We start from the raw sequence: 14,203 nt of genomic DNA, 5'->3' as shown, positions 1-14,203 counted from the left end.
CCGCATACATACAATAGGTTGACAAAGGAGCGGGCCCTGAAGCATCGCGATTACCGTGCTGTGCAGCCCGCCCCCTCCAATCAGTCAACCCGCATCAAAAAGATGCCGCCAAACGGGAGCCTTGATCAATCGCGCGCTTCGCATCCAGCTCGGCTGCGACATCCGCGCCCCCGATGATATGCACGGCAATACCCTTTTCTACCAACTGGTCGAAAAGGGTACGCTCGGGCACCTGTCCTGCGCACAAGATCACATTATCAACGTCAATCACGCGCGGGTTCTCGCGTGCTTCGCCCGAACTGACCATCAGCCCTTCATCCGAGATGCTTTCATAGTTCACACCACCCTGCATCTCGACGCCTTTCATTTTCAGCGTCGCGCGATGGATCCAGCCTGTCGTCTTGCCCAGTCCCTTGCCCAGCGCCTGCGCCTTGCGTTGCAACATAACGACCTGTCGCGCGGGCGCTTCAGGTTTCGGGCCTTCTGGCGCCAAACCGCCCCGCGCGGCGGCGGGATCCGTAACGCCCCACTCGGAAAGCCACTCTTCCAGATTTTCGGTTGGGCTGTCGCCCGCCTGCGTCAGGAATTCGGCGACGTCGAAGCCGATGCCGCCCGCGCCAATGATGGCAACCTTGTCGCCCACCCGCGCGCCGTCGCGCAGCACGTCGATATAAGACAGCACATTCTGCCCGTCCTGCCCGTCGATCTGCGGATCACGCGGGACGACACCGGTGGCGATCACCACCTCGTCGAAACCGATCAGGTCGTCGGCCTGAACCTCGCGGCCCAACTGCACATCAATGTCCGAGGCCTGCACCATCCGGTCATACCAGTCGACCAAGCCGACAAACTCTTCCTTGCCCGGAATTTTCTTGGCCATGTTCAACTGTCCACCCACCTGATCAGCACGGTCAAACAACGTCACCTTATGGCCGCGTTCGTCCGCCACCAGAGCGGTCGCCAACCCGGCAGGCCCAGCGCCCACGATGGCGATGGATTTCGGCGTATCGGTCAGGTCATAGCGCAATTCGGTCTCGTAACAGGCGCGTGGGTTCACCAGACAGGTCGAGATCTTGCCGCCGAACGTGTGGTCCAGACAGGCCTGATTACAAGCGATACAGGGCGCGATATCGCCCGCGCGATCTTCGGCGGCCTTCACGACGAAATCTGGATCCGCTAAGAATGGACGCGCCATCGACACCATGTCGGCAGCACCCCCGGCCAGAACATCCTCACCCACATCCGGCGTGTTGATCCGGTTCGACGTGATCACCGGGATCGCGACATGCCCCATCAGTTTCTTCGTCACCCAAGCAAACGCCGCACGCGGCACAGACGTCGCGATGGTCGGGATACGCGCTTCATGCCAGCCGATACCTGTGTTGATAATGGTCGCACCGGCCGCTTCGATTTCTTTCGCAAGCTGCAACACCTCGTCGAAGCTTGACCCATTGGGCACAAGGTCGATCATCGACAGACGATAGATCACGATAAAGTCCGGCCCTACGGCAGCACGTACCGCTTTCACGACCTCGATCGGAAGGCGCATCCGGTTCTCATAGGATCCGCCCCAGCGATCCTCGCGTTTGTTGGTATGGGTCACAAGGAACTGGTTCAGGAAGTAGCCTTCAGAGCCCATGACCTCGACCCCGTCATACCCGGCTTCCTTGGCGCGGGCAGCGGCGGTTGCGAAGTCAGCGATCTGCTTCTGGATACCATCCTCGTCCAGCTCTTTCGGTGGGAAGGGCGAGATCGGGGATTTCACCGGACTGGCCGACACACAGTTCGGACCATAAGCATAGCGCCCCGCATGCAGGATCTGCATGGCGATCTTGCCGCCCTCAGCATGCACGCGATCCGTGACCGTCTTGTGGTTCCCGATGTCTTGGTCGGAAAACAACCCGGCTGCTCCTGGGAACACACCACCTTCTTCATTCGGAGACATACCGCCCGTCACGATCAGAGCCGCCCCGCCGCGGGCACGCGCGGCATAGAACTCGGCCACGCGGTTCCAATCGCCACGCTCCTCAAGTCCGGTGTGCATAGACCCCATCAGCACGCGATTTTTCAACGTGGTGAAACCAAGATCCAACGGGGCAAGAAGATGTGGGTAGCGGGTCATAGCGGTCCTCGGGCTGCCTATTTCCCAGAAGTATTGACGCGCACGTAAAGCCCTGTCACCCGAAACGCTGCGTAATCTAGAGCGTTCGATCTTCCCAATTAGCCAATACGTGACACGAATGTCCGGCGAATACCGAAGGCATGTCAGGGTATTCGTGTTTCAGATCTAGGATCGAACGCTCATGCGCCGATCACAACCGCCAATTCGTCGATCCGATCAGACGAAAACACCTGCACACCGGCCTGTATCAACGCCGCCGTCACAACACCCATTCCGACCCGCCGAACCCCATCGTGATGTCCGCTGTATATAACGTCAGTACCGCAAGAGGGGCTCGCTTCGGTCAGAAGGGCATATGTGCACCGGTGCTTTTGTGCTTTGGCCACTGCGATCTTGGCCCCCATCAGAAAAGCGCCCGTGACATCACCGCCATGCAGATCCAGTATGCGCCCCTGCCCTGACAGAACCGACGCACCATCATGGCCCGGTTCGATTTCAGCAGGCAGGCGCGGAACTGGCAAACCGCCCAGAAGCTCAGGGCAAATCGGATGCAACCAGCCTTTCCGGTCCCAATCAGCAAGCCGATCATCTGGCAATGTCTTCGCGGCCCCGTCATAGCGCACCTTCTGCCCAAGCAAACATGCACTAACGAGGATCGAGGTCATTTGCCCCCGCCATCCCGCAGGTGACGCCGAAAAGATCTTTTCAGAAGATCAAGCTCGGCGCGCAGAAGATCCATCTCGGCGCGAATGTCCGAGGCGAGCGGCTGACCGGCGACGATCACGAAACTGTCCAGCGTATCGCCAGACGACTTGTCACAAATCAGGAAGGTTTGAACCCCATCACATAAAAGACCCGATGGGATTTGAATGCGCACGCTGAACTGACCGGGCTGGTCCGCAATCTCGGCCACATCGACCTCGGACAGGGCCTGATCTTGATATGTGACCTCAAGTTCGGGCGCCGTGGTGCCCGAGGTGGTCAGCGTACCCTCCCAAACACCGGCGTGTATGCGGGCTTTCTGAAGTGACATATCCGTCATGATGGCTCCTAACCGGCGTGCGCCTTAGATTTCTGCGCGGGGATAGCGGCACAAAGTCAGGTCACGAAGCGTCACCCGATTCATTTCAGGATTACTGAACACCAAATCCACCCACATTTTCTGAACGCGTTTTTCGTTCATGTTGGAATAGGCCAGATCGAACTCGAACTTGGTCTCTCCGTTCTCAAGCATTTGGTGCTGATTCAGTTGATCATTATTCGGACCGTACTGAATATTCAGGCGCGCAAACGCGTCTATGGGCCGCTCGACCTCGGACGTGACAGCGACACGCACGATGTGATTACGACTTAGGTCAACGGCGGCCTCGGGTGGCATGTCCACCACCATGGACAGAAAAGACCCCTGAAAACCATAGACCTCAAGCGCTACTCCGAAAGGGGCAAGATCAGCCTCGCGGGTGTTACGCACCTGGCGCATTGTGATTTCGGACAGGGGGCAGTCGTGAAACAACTTCACTTCGTCGCCAAATGAACTTCCATTTCGAACGCCAGCCATCCCAGACGGAGCAGCCGAACCACGCCATGCCCGCGGGCGATAGGCCCAATCTGCGTGCAGCGGTTTCTGAAGTGTGTTCGACCCCAAAAGGGGCAGCGCAAGCCTGCTGTCTGCTGTGAACAACACCTGATCCAACTGTTGGCGCAGCTCGCGCGCGCGGACCCGCATGGTGCGCAATGTCAATCTGTCGATCGCATTCGCATCGCGCGCAACACGTGACCAACGACGCAACGCCCTGCGATCCGTCAATCGATCTGAAAGCGAGGTAATCCAGCTTTTCATGTCTGTATTTCTGCCCGTACTGGTGGTGATCAGGTGTCAGGTTGGCTGCAACTAAACCAGATAATAGCTGCTAGCGCAATTTGCCAAAGATCGCGGCCAAAACCCCGCCGCCTTTGGAACTGCCCGGGTTAGAGGCCTTGATTGCAGCAACGAATTTATTCAACTGCCCCAACCCATTGCGCCGGTCGACCTTCGTCTTGGTAAAACCGGTCACACTTGCCACGACCAGTTTGTCATCAATGGGCAGAAACGCGCGCCACGTGGTGTCAGACAAGGATTCTGGCCGGTTGTCGGATCCGTCGCGCGTCAAGACCTTTACGACGCCCGACGATGTTTTCAGATCCAAAACCTCGACGGTACTGGCATCGCCTGAACGACTTAGCGCCGCACGCCCTGCGTTGCTTTCCAGAAAGGCGCGCGCTTGGGCCATCACTGCTTCGGGATCCTCGGCAGCGGCTTCTGCTGCAATTGGCAAAGGCGACACGCTGGCCACAAGAAATGCCGGGGCCTTGGGGCTGGGATCGGCCGCGTTTCGGGTCAATGCTGCGCAAGCTCCAAACGGGACAAACGCACCCGATGCCTGATCACGCAATGAACTGACATCGACGCAATAACCTTTGGGTGCGGCAACAGTCACAGCGCCAGACATGACCGTGCGCGATTGCACCAACTTGCCCGACGCAGTCGGCGCTTGCTTGGAAAACAACGGGCTGTTGCGCACGTCTTCGGTCTTTGCTCCGCCGAAGCACGCTGCCAATGAAAAAGTCAGCGCAGCCACTGACATCTGGCGTGCAGCTTTTCTAAATAACGCCGGCTTGCCTACACTCAGCACCAGTTCTCCCAACCCTACATTACCGGGAACGTTGCCCGATCTTTTTTGTCGTTGGCCACCGGATAGCAAGTCAGCATGCATCAAGGCAAGTCACGGAAAACAAGATTGTTCTTCCGCGTAATCCGCGACACAGTGTCGTTGATTGCCAGTTTATTCGGTCAGGAGCTCCATCGTGCCATCGTTCCCTCAACAGTCCTTTTGGTCGCCCGCGCAGCCCAGCTGCCAGATTTGGCGATCAATTCTGGGCTTCGTCCTGATCCACATAGTGTTTCTGGGCGCAACATTCGGCATCTTCACGGCGGGTGCTTGGCTGACCGGTCAGCATCCCGCGATAATTCTTAATGCAGTCACTCCAGTACATCTGGGCATCTTCTTTTTGACCTTTCTAGGCTATCACCTTGGGCTTTGGCTGGTCGTGCGGTTTCTGCACAAACGCAGCTTCGCGACCCTATTTGGGCCACAGAAGCGGGTGTTCTGGCGCCAGTTTCGCATTGGCATTCTGATCGCCTTGGCTGTGTCATTTGCGGCCATGATCTTGCAAATGCTCGAACCGCTGTTCGTTGTTCCGCAAGACCAAACCCAGCTTGAACGCAATCTGCCGCCTTCGGAATGGCTTGTGGTGCTTATCCCAGCGCTGATCCTGATCTTCATCCAGATTTTTGCCGAGGAGTTGGTTTTCCGCGGCTATATACTGCAACAATTGCGCGCCCGGTTTCGGTCCATCTGGATCTGGGCCATCCTGCCCTCGGTCGCCTTTGGCCTTCTTCACGCAGACCCGGCGACATGGGGAAACAACGCATATTTCTATGTGCTCCACACCAGCGTCGTCGGCATCGTTCTTAGCGTTGTGACCGTGCGCACTGGCAATATCGGCGCGGCGGCAGGACTTCACTTTGGCAACAACATGTCGATGGTGCTAGTGGGCAATGCGGGAAATATGGATGGATTTTCCCTTTTCGTCGCCGAGGTGGATCTGATGGGATCGGCCACAACAGCGTCGATGGTGCTGCAAACCACGATGGTTCTGCTGGCCTTTGCGATCTGGTGGCGCGTGTCCCAACGTAACCGCCCAATTGCAAATGCCGTCGAGGCAGACTAACTAAGGCCAAACGCAACAAGGAAGTCTGGCGATGAACTGGATCTCGAACTACGTCCGCCCCCGCATCAACTCGCTTTTCTCGCGCCGCGAGGTGCCGGAAAATCTTTGGACCAAATGTGGTGAATGCGGAACCATGCTGTTCCACCGCGAATTCTCCGAGAACCAGAACGTCTGCACCAATTGTGGACATCACATGGCGATCACGCCGCGTGACCGTTTTACACACCTATTTGACGGCGGCGTCTTTACCGAGGTGGACGTCCCCGCCCCAATCGACGATCCGCTGGTCTTCAAGGACCAGAAAAAATACCCCGAGCGCATGAAGTCCGCCCGCAAAGGCACAGGCGAACGCGAGGCGATGCTGGTGGCCGAAGGCGAGATGGGCCGCACACCAATCGTTGCCGCCGCACAGGATTTTAGCTTCATGGGTGGCTCCATGGGTATGTATGTGGGCAATGCGATTATCGCTGCAGCAGAACGTGCGGTTGCTTTGAAGCGCCCGCTGGTTCTGTTTTCCGCCGCAGGTGGCGCGCGCATGCAGGAAGGCATCTTGTCTCTGATGCAAATGCCGCGCACGACTGTTGCCGTGCAGATGCTGAAAGAAGCAAACCTGCCTTATATCGTTGTGCTGACACACCCAACCACGGGCGGCGTGACTGCATCCTATGCGATGCTGGGTGATGTGCATATCGCCGAACCCAATGCCCTGATCTGTTTCGCTGGCCCCCGCGTTATTGAACAGACCATCCGCGAAAAACTGCCCGAAGGCTTCCAGCGTGCCGAATACCTGCTGGATCACGGGATGCTAGACCGCGTGACCAAACGCGAGGACATGAAGGACGAGCTGGTCACCATTATTCGCATGCTGACAAACCAGCCGCCTGCCGTGAAAGGTGACCTACCCAAACCCGAGCCTGAAGCCGAAGCGCCAGCAGAGCCTGAAACGGCAGAAAGCGCGCCCGCTGACGCAGACAAGGCTGACAAAGCGTGAGCGCCCAAGGTTCGGACGTCATCCTTGACCGGATGATGTCGCTGCACCCGAAAATCATCGACCTGACGCTTGATCGTGTTTGGCGGCTTTTAAAGGCCGTGGACAATCCTCAGGACAAACTGCCTGGGGCGATTCACTTGGCAGGCACGAACGGCAAAGGCTCGACCCAAGCGATGATCCGCGCGGGGCTTGAGGGCGCGGGCAAGGCGGTGCATGCCTATACCTCGCCACATCTGGCACGTTTTCACGAACGCATCCGCTTGGCGGGCGATCTGATAAGCGAAGAAGCCCTGACCGAAGTTCTGGACCGCTGCTATGCCGCCAATGGCGGAGAGAACATTACCTATTTCGAGATCACGACCGTTGCAGGCCTGATGGCTTTTGCCGAAACGCCCGCGGATTACACCCTGCTGGAAACCGGGCTGGGCGGACGGCTGGACGCCACCAACGTGGTCGATAAACCCGCGTTGACCGTGATCACGCCGATCTCGATCGACCACACGCAGTTTCTGGGCGAAACCCTGCCTGAAATCGCGGGCGAAAAAGCCGGCATTCTGAAGCGCGGCGTGCCCTGCGTGGTTGGCCCACAGAAAGACGAAGCGCTTGATGTGATCGAGGCACGCGCGGCCAAGCTGGGCTGCCCCTTATTCGTGCATGGCCAGCACTGGCATTTCTGGGAAGAGCGCGGACGCCTGATCTTCCAAGACGAAAACGGCTTGCTGGATCTGCCCCTGCCCGCCCTGATCGGCCCGCACCAGATCGAAAATGCAGGTGCTGCGATTGCTGCCCTGCGCGCACTGGGCTTTGACGAAGCCGCCTGCGAAGCCGCCATGCGCGACGTCACGTGGCCCGCACGGATGCAACGCCTGCGCACAGGTCCGCTGATTGATGCCGCCGGAGATGCCGAGCTGTGGCTTGATGGCGGTCACAACCCGGCAGCGGGTGAAATGCTGGCGACTGTGTTGGCCGACCTGCCCAAACGTCCGACCCACCTGATCTGCGGAATGCTGAACACCAAGGATATTGCAGGCTATCTGCGTCCGCTTGCGGGCGTGGCCGACAGCCTGACCGCCGTGTCGATCCCGGACGAGCCCAATACACTGCCAGCTGACACCACAGCGGACGAAGCTTCGAAGGTCGGCATGACGTCCTCGGTGGCCGCGTCGGTCAAGGACGCCATCCACGCAGTCACCCAGCAGGACCCACAGTCGCGCATCCTGATTTGCGGATCGCTGTATCTTGCGGGCGCCATCCTACGCGAAAACGGGTGAAACGGCGCAATATTCGGTCGTGATCACAAAATTAAATTTGCGTAACCACGTCCGATCGCTTCAAGAACACAATTCAAGCCACGGAAAAGAATCACTTTTTTATCCGATTCGCGAATCGGCAGCGATTCGATGTAAAATGTTGACCTATTAAGGGGTTAGCGCCTATAAATAGGGTATTCTATAGGCAAAGTCCGCACTAAGCGGACGGCTTATCGAGCAGTACTTTATGCCGGGGTGGCTAAGTGATTCGAAATGCGCTGGGGATAAAAGCGTATACGTGATCACAAATCACGACGACGACCCTATGCCAGACCCTTGGCCGACGACGGGGTGCGCAAGCACCCTTCATCCGAGTTAGGCAGGCAGGTGCAAACCTGAGGGGTCGCAGGTGCGCGGCCCCTCGTCCACGCCGCGTCAGACCTCTTCCCCCCAGTCCTTATCCTGCATCTCGCGCAAGCGGCTGGCTGTGCGCTCGAACTCAAACGATCCTTCACCTTCGACATACAGCATCTCGGGGATGGCTGCCGCAGATGCGATCAACCGAACCTTTGCCTCGTACAGCGCGTCGATAAGCGTGACAAAGCGCTTGGCTTCGTTGAAATTTTGCCGGCTAAGACGCGGGATATCCTCGAGCACCAGCAACTTCACAGCGTTGGCGACGGTCAGATAGTCACCGGGCCCCAGCATCGCGCCGCAAAGGTCATGAAACCGCGCACGTGCGGCCCCATTTCGATAGGCGGGCAAAACAACTTCGCGCCCTTTTACGCTCAGCACCAAAGGCTCGCTGCTTCCACCCGTCAAATCTTTCCAAAGCGCATCAATCGCCTGCCGCGCGTCCGCATTCGCGGGGCTGAAATAGACCTGCTCGCCCGACAGACGGTCCTGACGATAGTCATTCGGGCTAACCAGCTCGTGCACCACCATCTGACCTTTCAGAAGCGAAATAAACGGCAGGAAAAGCTGCCGATTCAGCCCGTCTTTATACAGATCATCTGGGTGACGGTTCGACGTGGTAACCACCACGACGCCCGCATCGAACAGCTTCTCGAACAGACGCCCAACGATCATCGCGTCGGTGATGTCAGTGATCTGCATTTCATCGAAGGCGAACAGCTTGATATCCGCAGCAATCTTCGCCGCAACCGGAGCCAGAGGGTCATCCACACCCGTCCTGCGCGCCTCGGCCATGCCCTCGTGCACCTCTTGCATGAAGGCGTGGAAATGCACGCGGCGGGCGGGGGTATTTTCCAGACTGTCGACAAACAGGTCCATCAACATGGATTTGCCGCGCCCAACGCCCCCCCACAGGTACAGCCCCTGCGGCACCTCTTCGGGCTTGGAATGAAACAGCCCCCCCAGAATACCGCGCTTGCGCTTGGGCGCCGTATCCAGATGCGCACGGATATCTTCCAACGCAGGCAGGCAGGCCTCTTGCGCGGGGTCGCGGGTGATCTCGCCGGATTGGGCAAGAGCGTCATAGGTTTGGATCAGATTTCCCATGCCTGACAGATAAAGCCCCGCGACACATAAGAAAAGGTTACGTCGCGCATCACAAAGCACGAATTGACGCACTGCGGCAATTGCCAGACATTGATCCAATGGAACACACGCGCGCACCCCTTATTACGCCGGTCCTTGTGGCAGGCTGCTTCATCATCCTGATCAGCTTTGCGATCCGGGCCAGTTTTGGCGTCTTTCAGATCCCTATCGCGACCGAATTCAACTGGCCACGGGCCGAATTTTCGCTGGCGATTGCGATCCAAAACCTTGCGTGGGGCATCGGGCAACCCATTTTTGGCGCCATTGCCGAGAAGATCGGAGACCGCAAAGCCATCATCATGGGTGCAATTATCTATGCTGTTGGATTGGTCGCCAGCTCGACCGCCGTAACACCAGAAGCACATCAAATGCTTGAGGTTCTGGTGGGCTTCGGCATCGCGGGCACCGGGTTTGGCGTTATTCTGGCCGTTGTCGGCCGTGCCGCCAGTGACGAGAATCGTTCGATGGCCTTGGCAATCGCCACTGCTGCCGGATCCGCCGGTCAGGTGTTTGGTGCGCCGCTGGCCGAATACCTGCTGACCTTCATGACATGGCAAAGCGTCTTCATCGCTTTCGCCGCCGCCATTCTGGCAACGCTGGCATTGCTCCCGTTGATGAAAACCGAAAGCCTCGTCAGCAAATCCGAACTGGAAGAAAGCATGGGGCAGATCCTGATCAAGGCGCTGAAGGACCCCAGTTATACTTTGATCTTTCTGGGCTTCTTTTCCTGTGGCTATCAGCTGGCGTTCATCACCGCACATTTCCCAGCCTTCGTGACCGAGATGTGCGGGGCGATTGATCCGTCGGGAACGTTGGCTGCGGTGGGCGTTTCAACCACATCCGCTCTGGGTGCGATCTCGATTTCCCTGATTGGTCTCGCCAATATCGGCGGGACGTTGCTGGCAGGGTATCTGGGTAAGACCTATTCGAAAAAGTACCTTCTGGCGGCGATCTATACCGGGCGTACAATCGTGGCGACCTTGTTCATCCTAATGCCGATCACGCCGACCTCGGTCATCATCTTCTCAATCGCGATGGGGTCGCTCTGGCTGGCAACAGTCCCGCTGACATCAGGCCTTGTCGCGCATATCTATGGCCTGCGCTATATGGGAACGCTGTACGGAATCGTCTTCTTCTCGCACCAGTTGGGCAGCTTCCTTGGCGTTTGGTTAGGTGGTCGGATGTATGACGCGTTTGGCGACTATACACTGGTCTGGTGGATCGGTGTTGGCGTCGGTGCGTTCTCGGCCATCGTGCATTTGCCTGTGAAAGAGCAACCCTTGGCAGCACGCGCAGCATAGCAACGGTGGCTCACTTCGTGAGCCTGAGGGGCGCTGCCCCTCGCCCCTGCCGGGGCTCACCCCGGGATATTTGAACAAGAAAAAGACGCGATATCAGGATCTGATCGCTTTTCTTGTTTCAAATATCCTCGCCGAAGGCTTGAAATCCGCCGCGCAGAATGCGCGGCCACCCCCAAGCCTGTTGACCATCAGGTCATAAGGGCGCGGGAGCAGTTCAGACGGGCAGTGCCGTAGTCTTAAACACCGTGCGCAGGGCAAAGCTGGATTGCATTCCCTGAACGCCTGGAAGGCGTGCAAGGTACTGGCGGTGAATCCGGGCAAAGTCTTCAGTGTCTTGTGCAACGACTTTCAGAAGATAGTCTGCCGTGCCCGCCATCAGGTGACATTCCAGCACGTCCGGCACACGCGCGACCTCGCGCTCGAAGGCTTCCAGAACTTCGTCTGCCTGACCGGACAGCGTGATTTCGACAAACACAGTGGTCGGGCAGTTCAACTTTCGCGCATCCAGAAGGGCCACATAGTTCTTGATGAAGCCCTCAGCCTCAAGCCTTTGCACTCGGCGATGGCACGCGGATGGGGACAGATTCACCTTCTCGGACAGCTCAGCGTTTGAAATACGGCCAGTGCGTTGCAATGCCCGTAATATGCGGCGATCTACACTATCAAGTTCCAATTATGATCACATTCCTTGCGCTATTTGCGCCATTTGCGCGGATTCCTTCGAAGAACCATACCCGCTGCGCCACATCTTTTCAAAGCAATTGCATCCCAGCCCCCCCAAGATCGAAAGATGAGAGCCTAATGTCTCAGCACCAGGGAGAAGGAGGACACCCCCATGCTGATCGGATGCCCAAAAGAGATCAAGCCACAAGAATTCCGCGTCGGATTGACGCCCGCCGCCGCAGGCGAGGCCATCGGACGTGGCCATTCTGTCATCGTTGAAACCAGTGCCGGGATGGGTGCTGGGTTCTCGGATGACGATTACCGTGCCGTTGGCGCGACTGTTCTGGACACGGCGGAAGAGATCTTCGCCAAAGCCGACATGATCGTAAAAGTGAAAGAGCCGCAAGCCGGAGAGCGCAAGATGCTGCGTGAAGGGCAGCTTCTGTTCACGTATCTGCACCTTGCCCCGGACCCCGATCAGACCCATGACCTGCTGGCGTCGGGCTGCACTGCAATTGCGTATGAAACCGTCACCGACAGCAATGGTGGCTTGCCTCTGCTGGCCCCTATGTCGGAAGTTGCAGGGCGTTTGGCCCCTCAGGTCGGATCATGGACCCTGCAGAAGGCCAATGGCGGTCGGGGCGTCTTGATGGGCGGTGTGCCCGGTGTAGGCCCGGCCAAGGTCGTTGTGATCGGCGGCGGTGTCGTCGGCACCCACGCCGCCAAGGTCGCTGCTGGCATGGGCGCAGATGTGACCGTTCTGGATCGTTCGCTGCCGCGTCTTCGCTATTTGGATGACGTCTATGGTGGCACCTTCAAGAACCAGTACTCGACCGCCGCAGCAACTGCCGAGCTGGTCCAGCAGGCCGACATGGTGATTGGCGCCGTTCTGATCCCGGGTGCAGCTGCCCCCAAACTGATCAGCCGCGCACAGCTGCCGACCATGAAGCCGGGCGCCGTGCTTGTGGACGTCGCCATCGACCAAGGTGGCTGCTTCGAGACCTCGAAAGCCACCACCCATGCCGACCCGATCTATGAAGTCGACAACGTGATGCATTACTGCGTGGCCAACATGCCGGGCGCGGTTGCGCGCACGTCGACCATCGCACTGGGGAATGCCACCCTGCCCTTCATGCTGTCACTGGCCGACAAAGGTTGGAAGCAGGCCTGCGAGGATGATCCGCATTTGTTGAACGGCCTGAACGTACACGCAGGCAAGCTGACCTATTACGCGGTCGGCGAAGCCCTTGGCCTTGACGTTCTGTCGCCAGCATTGGCGCTGAAGGCCTGATCCTCCCTTTCAGGTCTTTTGAAAGCCCCGCCTTCTGGTGGGGCTTTTTCTTTGACAGGGCGCAGGTCAAGACGTCACGGTCGGGACATGGAAAAGCCGCCCAAAAAAATCACCGATCCTGAAGTTCAGGCCGCATTTGACGCATTCGAACCATCCGCACGGCGCGGACTGCTTGCCCTTCGGCGCATGATATTCGAGGTTGCGCGTGAAGATGCCGCCATCGGCCCGCTGGAAGAGACATTGAAGTGGGGACAGCCCGCATATCTGACCAGCCACTCCAAATCCGGCACGACCGTGCGTCTGGGCATCCCCAAATCGGGCGGCATTGCGATTTATACGCATTGCCAAACAAGCGTGATGTCAGATGTCCGCGCGTTGTTTCCCAAGTCGCTGAAATTCGATGGAAATCGCGCAGTCATATTCGAAGATCCTGCAGATATCCCGCATGACGCCGTTGCATTGTTGATCCGGCGCGCGCTGACCTATCACCTAACCTAGGCCAGAACGAAAGAAGCCCCGCCAGCAGGCAGGGCTTTCTTCAAGATTGAGATGGTAGCGTGGGGCGGACTTGAACCGCCGACCCCAGCATTATGAGTGCTGTGCTCTAACCAGCTGAGCTACCACGCCATCTCATATCGGAGGTTCGAATATTCCGGCACGTGCCCAGTGTCAAACGAAAAACGCGGAAAATCCGGAAACGGGGCAAGAAAATCCAAACAAAAAGGGCGCCGCAAATCGCAGCGCCCTTGCGCGGTCCTTGAGGGACGAATTTACTTCTTCAGGGCGTCCCGAATCTCGGTCAGCAGGTCCAACTCGCTCGGGCCGGCCGGTGCTTCTTCTGCGGCTTCTTCTTCCTTGGCGGCAGCGTCTTTGGCTTTGTTGACATAGCGCACCAGCATGAACACCACCCAAGCGATGATCAGGAAGTTGATGATGGCCATGATGAACGAGCCATAGGCGAAGACCGCAGCGCCGCCTTCACGTGCAGCTTCCAACGAAGCGCCGGCAGCAACATCGCCGGAAAGCACAGCGTACATGTTAGTGAAGTCGATACCACCCATGAACAACCCGATGATCGGGTTAATCAGGTCGGCCACCAGCGAGCTGACAATCGCGGTGAACGCGGCACCAATGATGATACCAACGGCCATGTCCATGACATTGCCCTTGGCGATGAAATCTTTGAATTCTTTAAGCATACTGTCCCCGTATGTTTCGTGATCGTGCACCATGCATGACCCTGTTCGCATTGGG

Annotated in this window: 14 protein-coding genes and 1 tRNA gene; 6 read left to right on the top strand and 9 right to left on the bottom strand. The window is 57.9% G+C overall.

The genetic code is table 11. From position 1 onward, the window contains the following. Window positions 1-94 precede the first annotated feature (94 nt). The 5 genes from FIL88_RS00190 to FIL88_RS00170 form a co-directional block, all read right to left on the bottom strand. A complete protein-coding gene (locus FIL88_RS00190; protein ID WP_142851810.1) occupies window positions 95-2,122 on the bottom strand; it encodes an NADPH-dependent 2,4-dienoyl-CoA reductase in 2,028 nt (675 codons plus the stop codon). Window positions 2,123-2,301: 179 nt separating this feature from the next. Further along, entirely contained in the window at window positions 2,302-2,787 is a 486-nt protein-coding gene (locus FIL88_RS00185; RefSeq protein ID WP_142851809.1) for a 2-thiouracil desulfurase family protein, read from the bottom strand. Then, on the bottom strand, window positions 2,784-3,164 hold the full coding sequence (locus tag FIL88_RS00180; RefSeq protein ID WP_142851808.1) for a hypothetical protein: 381 nt from the start codon (window positions 3,162-3,164) through the stop codon (window positions 2,784-2,786). The genes FIL88_RS00185 and FIL88_RS00180 overlap by 4 nt, the downstream gene beginning before the upstream one ends. Before the next feature lie 24 nt (window positions 3,165-3,188). Next, window positions 3,189-3,962, bottom strand: coding sequence for a DUF6478 family protein (locus FIL88_RS00175; RefSeq protein WP_142851807.1), 774 nt, complete (start codon window positions 3,960-3,962; stop codon window positions 3,189-3,191). A 70-nt stretch (window positions 3,963-4,032) separates the two neighbouring features. Next, on the bottom strand, window positions 4,033-4,740 hold the full coding sequence (locus tag FIL88_RS00170; protein ID WP_142851806.1) for a hypothetical protein: 708 nt from the start codon (window positions 4,738-4,740) through the stop codon (window positions 4,033-4,035). 226 nt (window positions 4,741-4,966) lie between these two features. Here FIL88_RS00170 and FIL88_RS00165 point away from each other — a divergent pair, with 226 nt between their 5' ends. Genes FIL88_RS00165 through FIL88_RS00155 form a run of 3 tightly spaced genes read left to right on the top strand, consistent with a single transcriptional unit; the run spans window position 4,967 to window position 8,155 of the window. Beyond that, entirely contained in the window at window positions 4,967-5,893 is a 927-nt protein-coding gene (locus FIL88_RS00165) for a CPBP family intramembrane glutamic endopeptidase (protein ID WP_142851805.1), read from the top strand. Between the two features lie 31 nt (window positions 5,894-5,924). Beyond that, window positions 5,925-6,884, top strand: coding sequence for an acetyl-CoA carboxylase, carboxyltransferase subunit beta (gene accD / locus FIL88_RS00160; protein WP_142851804.1), 960 nt, complete (start codon window positions 5,925-5,927; stop codon window positions 6,882-6,884). Then, complete coding sequence (locus FIL88_RS00155) at window positions 6,881-8,155, top strand: bifunctional folylpolyglutamate synthase/dihydrofolate synthase (protein ID WP_246066570.1); 1,275 nt, start codon at window positions 6,881-6,883, stop codon at window positions 8,153-8,155. The genes accD and FIL88_RS00155 overlap by 4 nt, the downstream gene beginning before the upstream one ends. A gap of 414 nt (window positions 8,156-8,569) precedes the next feature. Here FIL88_RS00155 and zapE read toward each other — a convergent pair whose 3' ends face one another. Then, window positions 8,570-9,655, bottom strand: coding sequence for a cell division protein ZapE (zapE, locus tag FIL88_RS00150; protein ID WP_142851803.1), 1,086 nt, complete (start codon window positions 9,653-9,655; stop codon window positions 8,570-8,572). A 98-nt stretch (window positions 9,656-9,753) separates the two neighbouring features. Between zapE and FIL88_RS00145 the strand changes: the two genes are divergently transcribed. After that, complete coding sequence (locus tag FIL88_RS00145; protein ID WP_142851802.1) at window positions 9,754-10,995, top strand: MFS transporter; 1,242 nt, start codon at window positions 9,754-9,756, stop codon at window positions 10,993-10,995. Between the two features lie 214 nt (window positions 10,996-11,209). On the opposite strand, the gene FIL88_RS00140 is transcribed toward FIL88_RS00145, so the two are convergent. Further along, window positions 11,210-11,668 carry an Lrp/AsnC family transcriptional regulator gene (locus FIL88_RS00140; protein WP_108855201.1) on the bottom strand — a complete coding sequence of 153 codons (459 nt, stop codon included), beginning with the start codon at window positions 11,666-11,668 and terminating at the stop codon, window positions 11,210-11,212. Window positions 11,669-11,830: 162 nt separating this feature from the next. On the opposite strand from FIL88_RS00140, the gene ald reads away from it, so the two are divergent. Together ald and FIL88_RS00130 are read left to right on the top strand one after the other, a co-directional pair. After that, window positions 11,831-12,949, top strand: coding sequence for an alanine dehydrogenase (ald, locus tag FIL88_RS00135; protein ID WP_142851801.1), 1,119 nt, complete (start codon window positions 11,831-11,833; stop codon window positions 12,947-12,949). An 87-nt stretch (window positions 12,950-13,036) separates the two neighbouring features. Further along, window positions 13,037-13,447 carry a DUF1801 domain-containing protein gene (locus tag FIL88_RS00130; RefSeq protein ID WP_142851800.1) on the top strand — a complete coding sequence of 137 codons (411 nt, stop codon included), beginning with the start codon at window positions 13,037-13,039 and terminating at the stop codon, window positions 13,445-13,447. Window positions 13,448-13,499: 52 nt separating this feature from the next. On the opposite strand, the gene FIL88_RS00125 is transcribed toward FIL88_RS00130, so the two are convergent. Further along, window positions 13,500-13,576: transfer RNA gene (locus tag FIL88_RS00125), tRNA-Met, on the bottom strand. A 143-nt stretch (window positions 13,577-13,719) separates the two neighbouring features. Further along, on the bottom strand, window positions 13,720-14,148 hold the full coding sequence (mscL, locus tag FIL88_RS00120; protein ID WP_142851799.1) for a large conductance mechanosensitive channel protein MscL: 429 nt from the start codon (window positions 14,146-14,148) through the stop codon (window positions 13,720-13,722). Between the last annotated feature and the right edge of the window lie 55 nt (window positions 14,149-14,203).

This window comes from Aliiroseovarius halocynthiae (assembly GCF_007004645.1).
GTDB lineage: Bacteria > Pseudomonadota > Alphaproteobacteria > Rhodobacterales > Rhodobacteraceae > Aliiroseovarius > Aliiroseovarius halocynthiae.
Note: the sequence above shows the minus strand (reverse complement) of the source record. Positions and strands in the feature narration are given on the sequence as shown.

What these genes read in the sequence shown, in the direction of transcription:
- FIL88_RS00190 (WP_142851810.1), bottom strand. Translation starts at nt 2,122, where the DNA reads ATGACCCGCTACCCACATCTTCTTGCCCCGTTGGATCTTGGTTTCACC.
- FIL88_RS00185 (WP_142851809.1), bottom strand. Translation starts at nt 2,787, where the DNA reads ATGACCTCGATCCTCGTTAGTGCATGTTTGCTTGGGCAGAAGGTGCGC.
- FIL88_RS00180 (WP_142851808.1), bottom strand. Translation starts at nt 3,164, where the DNA reads ATGACGGATATGTCACTTCAGAAAGCCCGCATACACGCCGGTGTTTGG.
- FIL88_RS00175 (WP_142851807.1), bottom strand. Translation starts at nt 3,962, where the DNA reads ATGAAAAGCTGGATTACCTCGCTTTCAGATCGATTGACGGATCGCAGG.
- accD (WP_142851804.1), top strand. Translation starts at nt 5,925, where the DNA reads ATGAACTGGATCTCGAACTACGTCCGCCCCCGCATCAACTCGCTTTTC.
- zapE (WP_142851803.1), bottom strand. Translation starts at nt 9,655, where the DNA reads ATGGGAAATCTGATCCAAACCTATGACGCTCTTGCCCAATCCGGCGAG.
- FIL88_RS00145 (WP_142851802.1), top strand. Translation starts at nt 9,754, where the DNA reads ATGGAACACACGCGCGCACCCCTTATTACGCCGGTCCTTGTGGCAGGC.
- ald (WP_142851801.1), top strand. Translation starts at nt 11,831, where the DNA reads ATGCTGATCGGATGCCCAAAAGAGATCAAGCCACAAGAATTCCGCGTC.
- FIL88_RS00130 (WP_142851800.1), top strand. Translation starts at nt 13,037, where the DNA reads ATGGAAAAGCCGCCCAAAAAAATCACCGATCCTGAAGTTCAGGCCGCA.
- mscL (WP_142851799.1), bottom strand. Translation starts at nt 14,148, where the DNA reads ATGCTTAAAGAATTCAAAGATTTCATCGCCAAGGGCAATGTCATGGAC.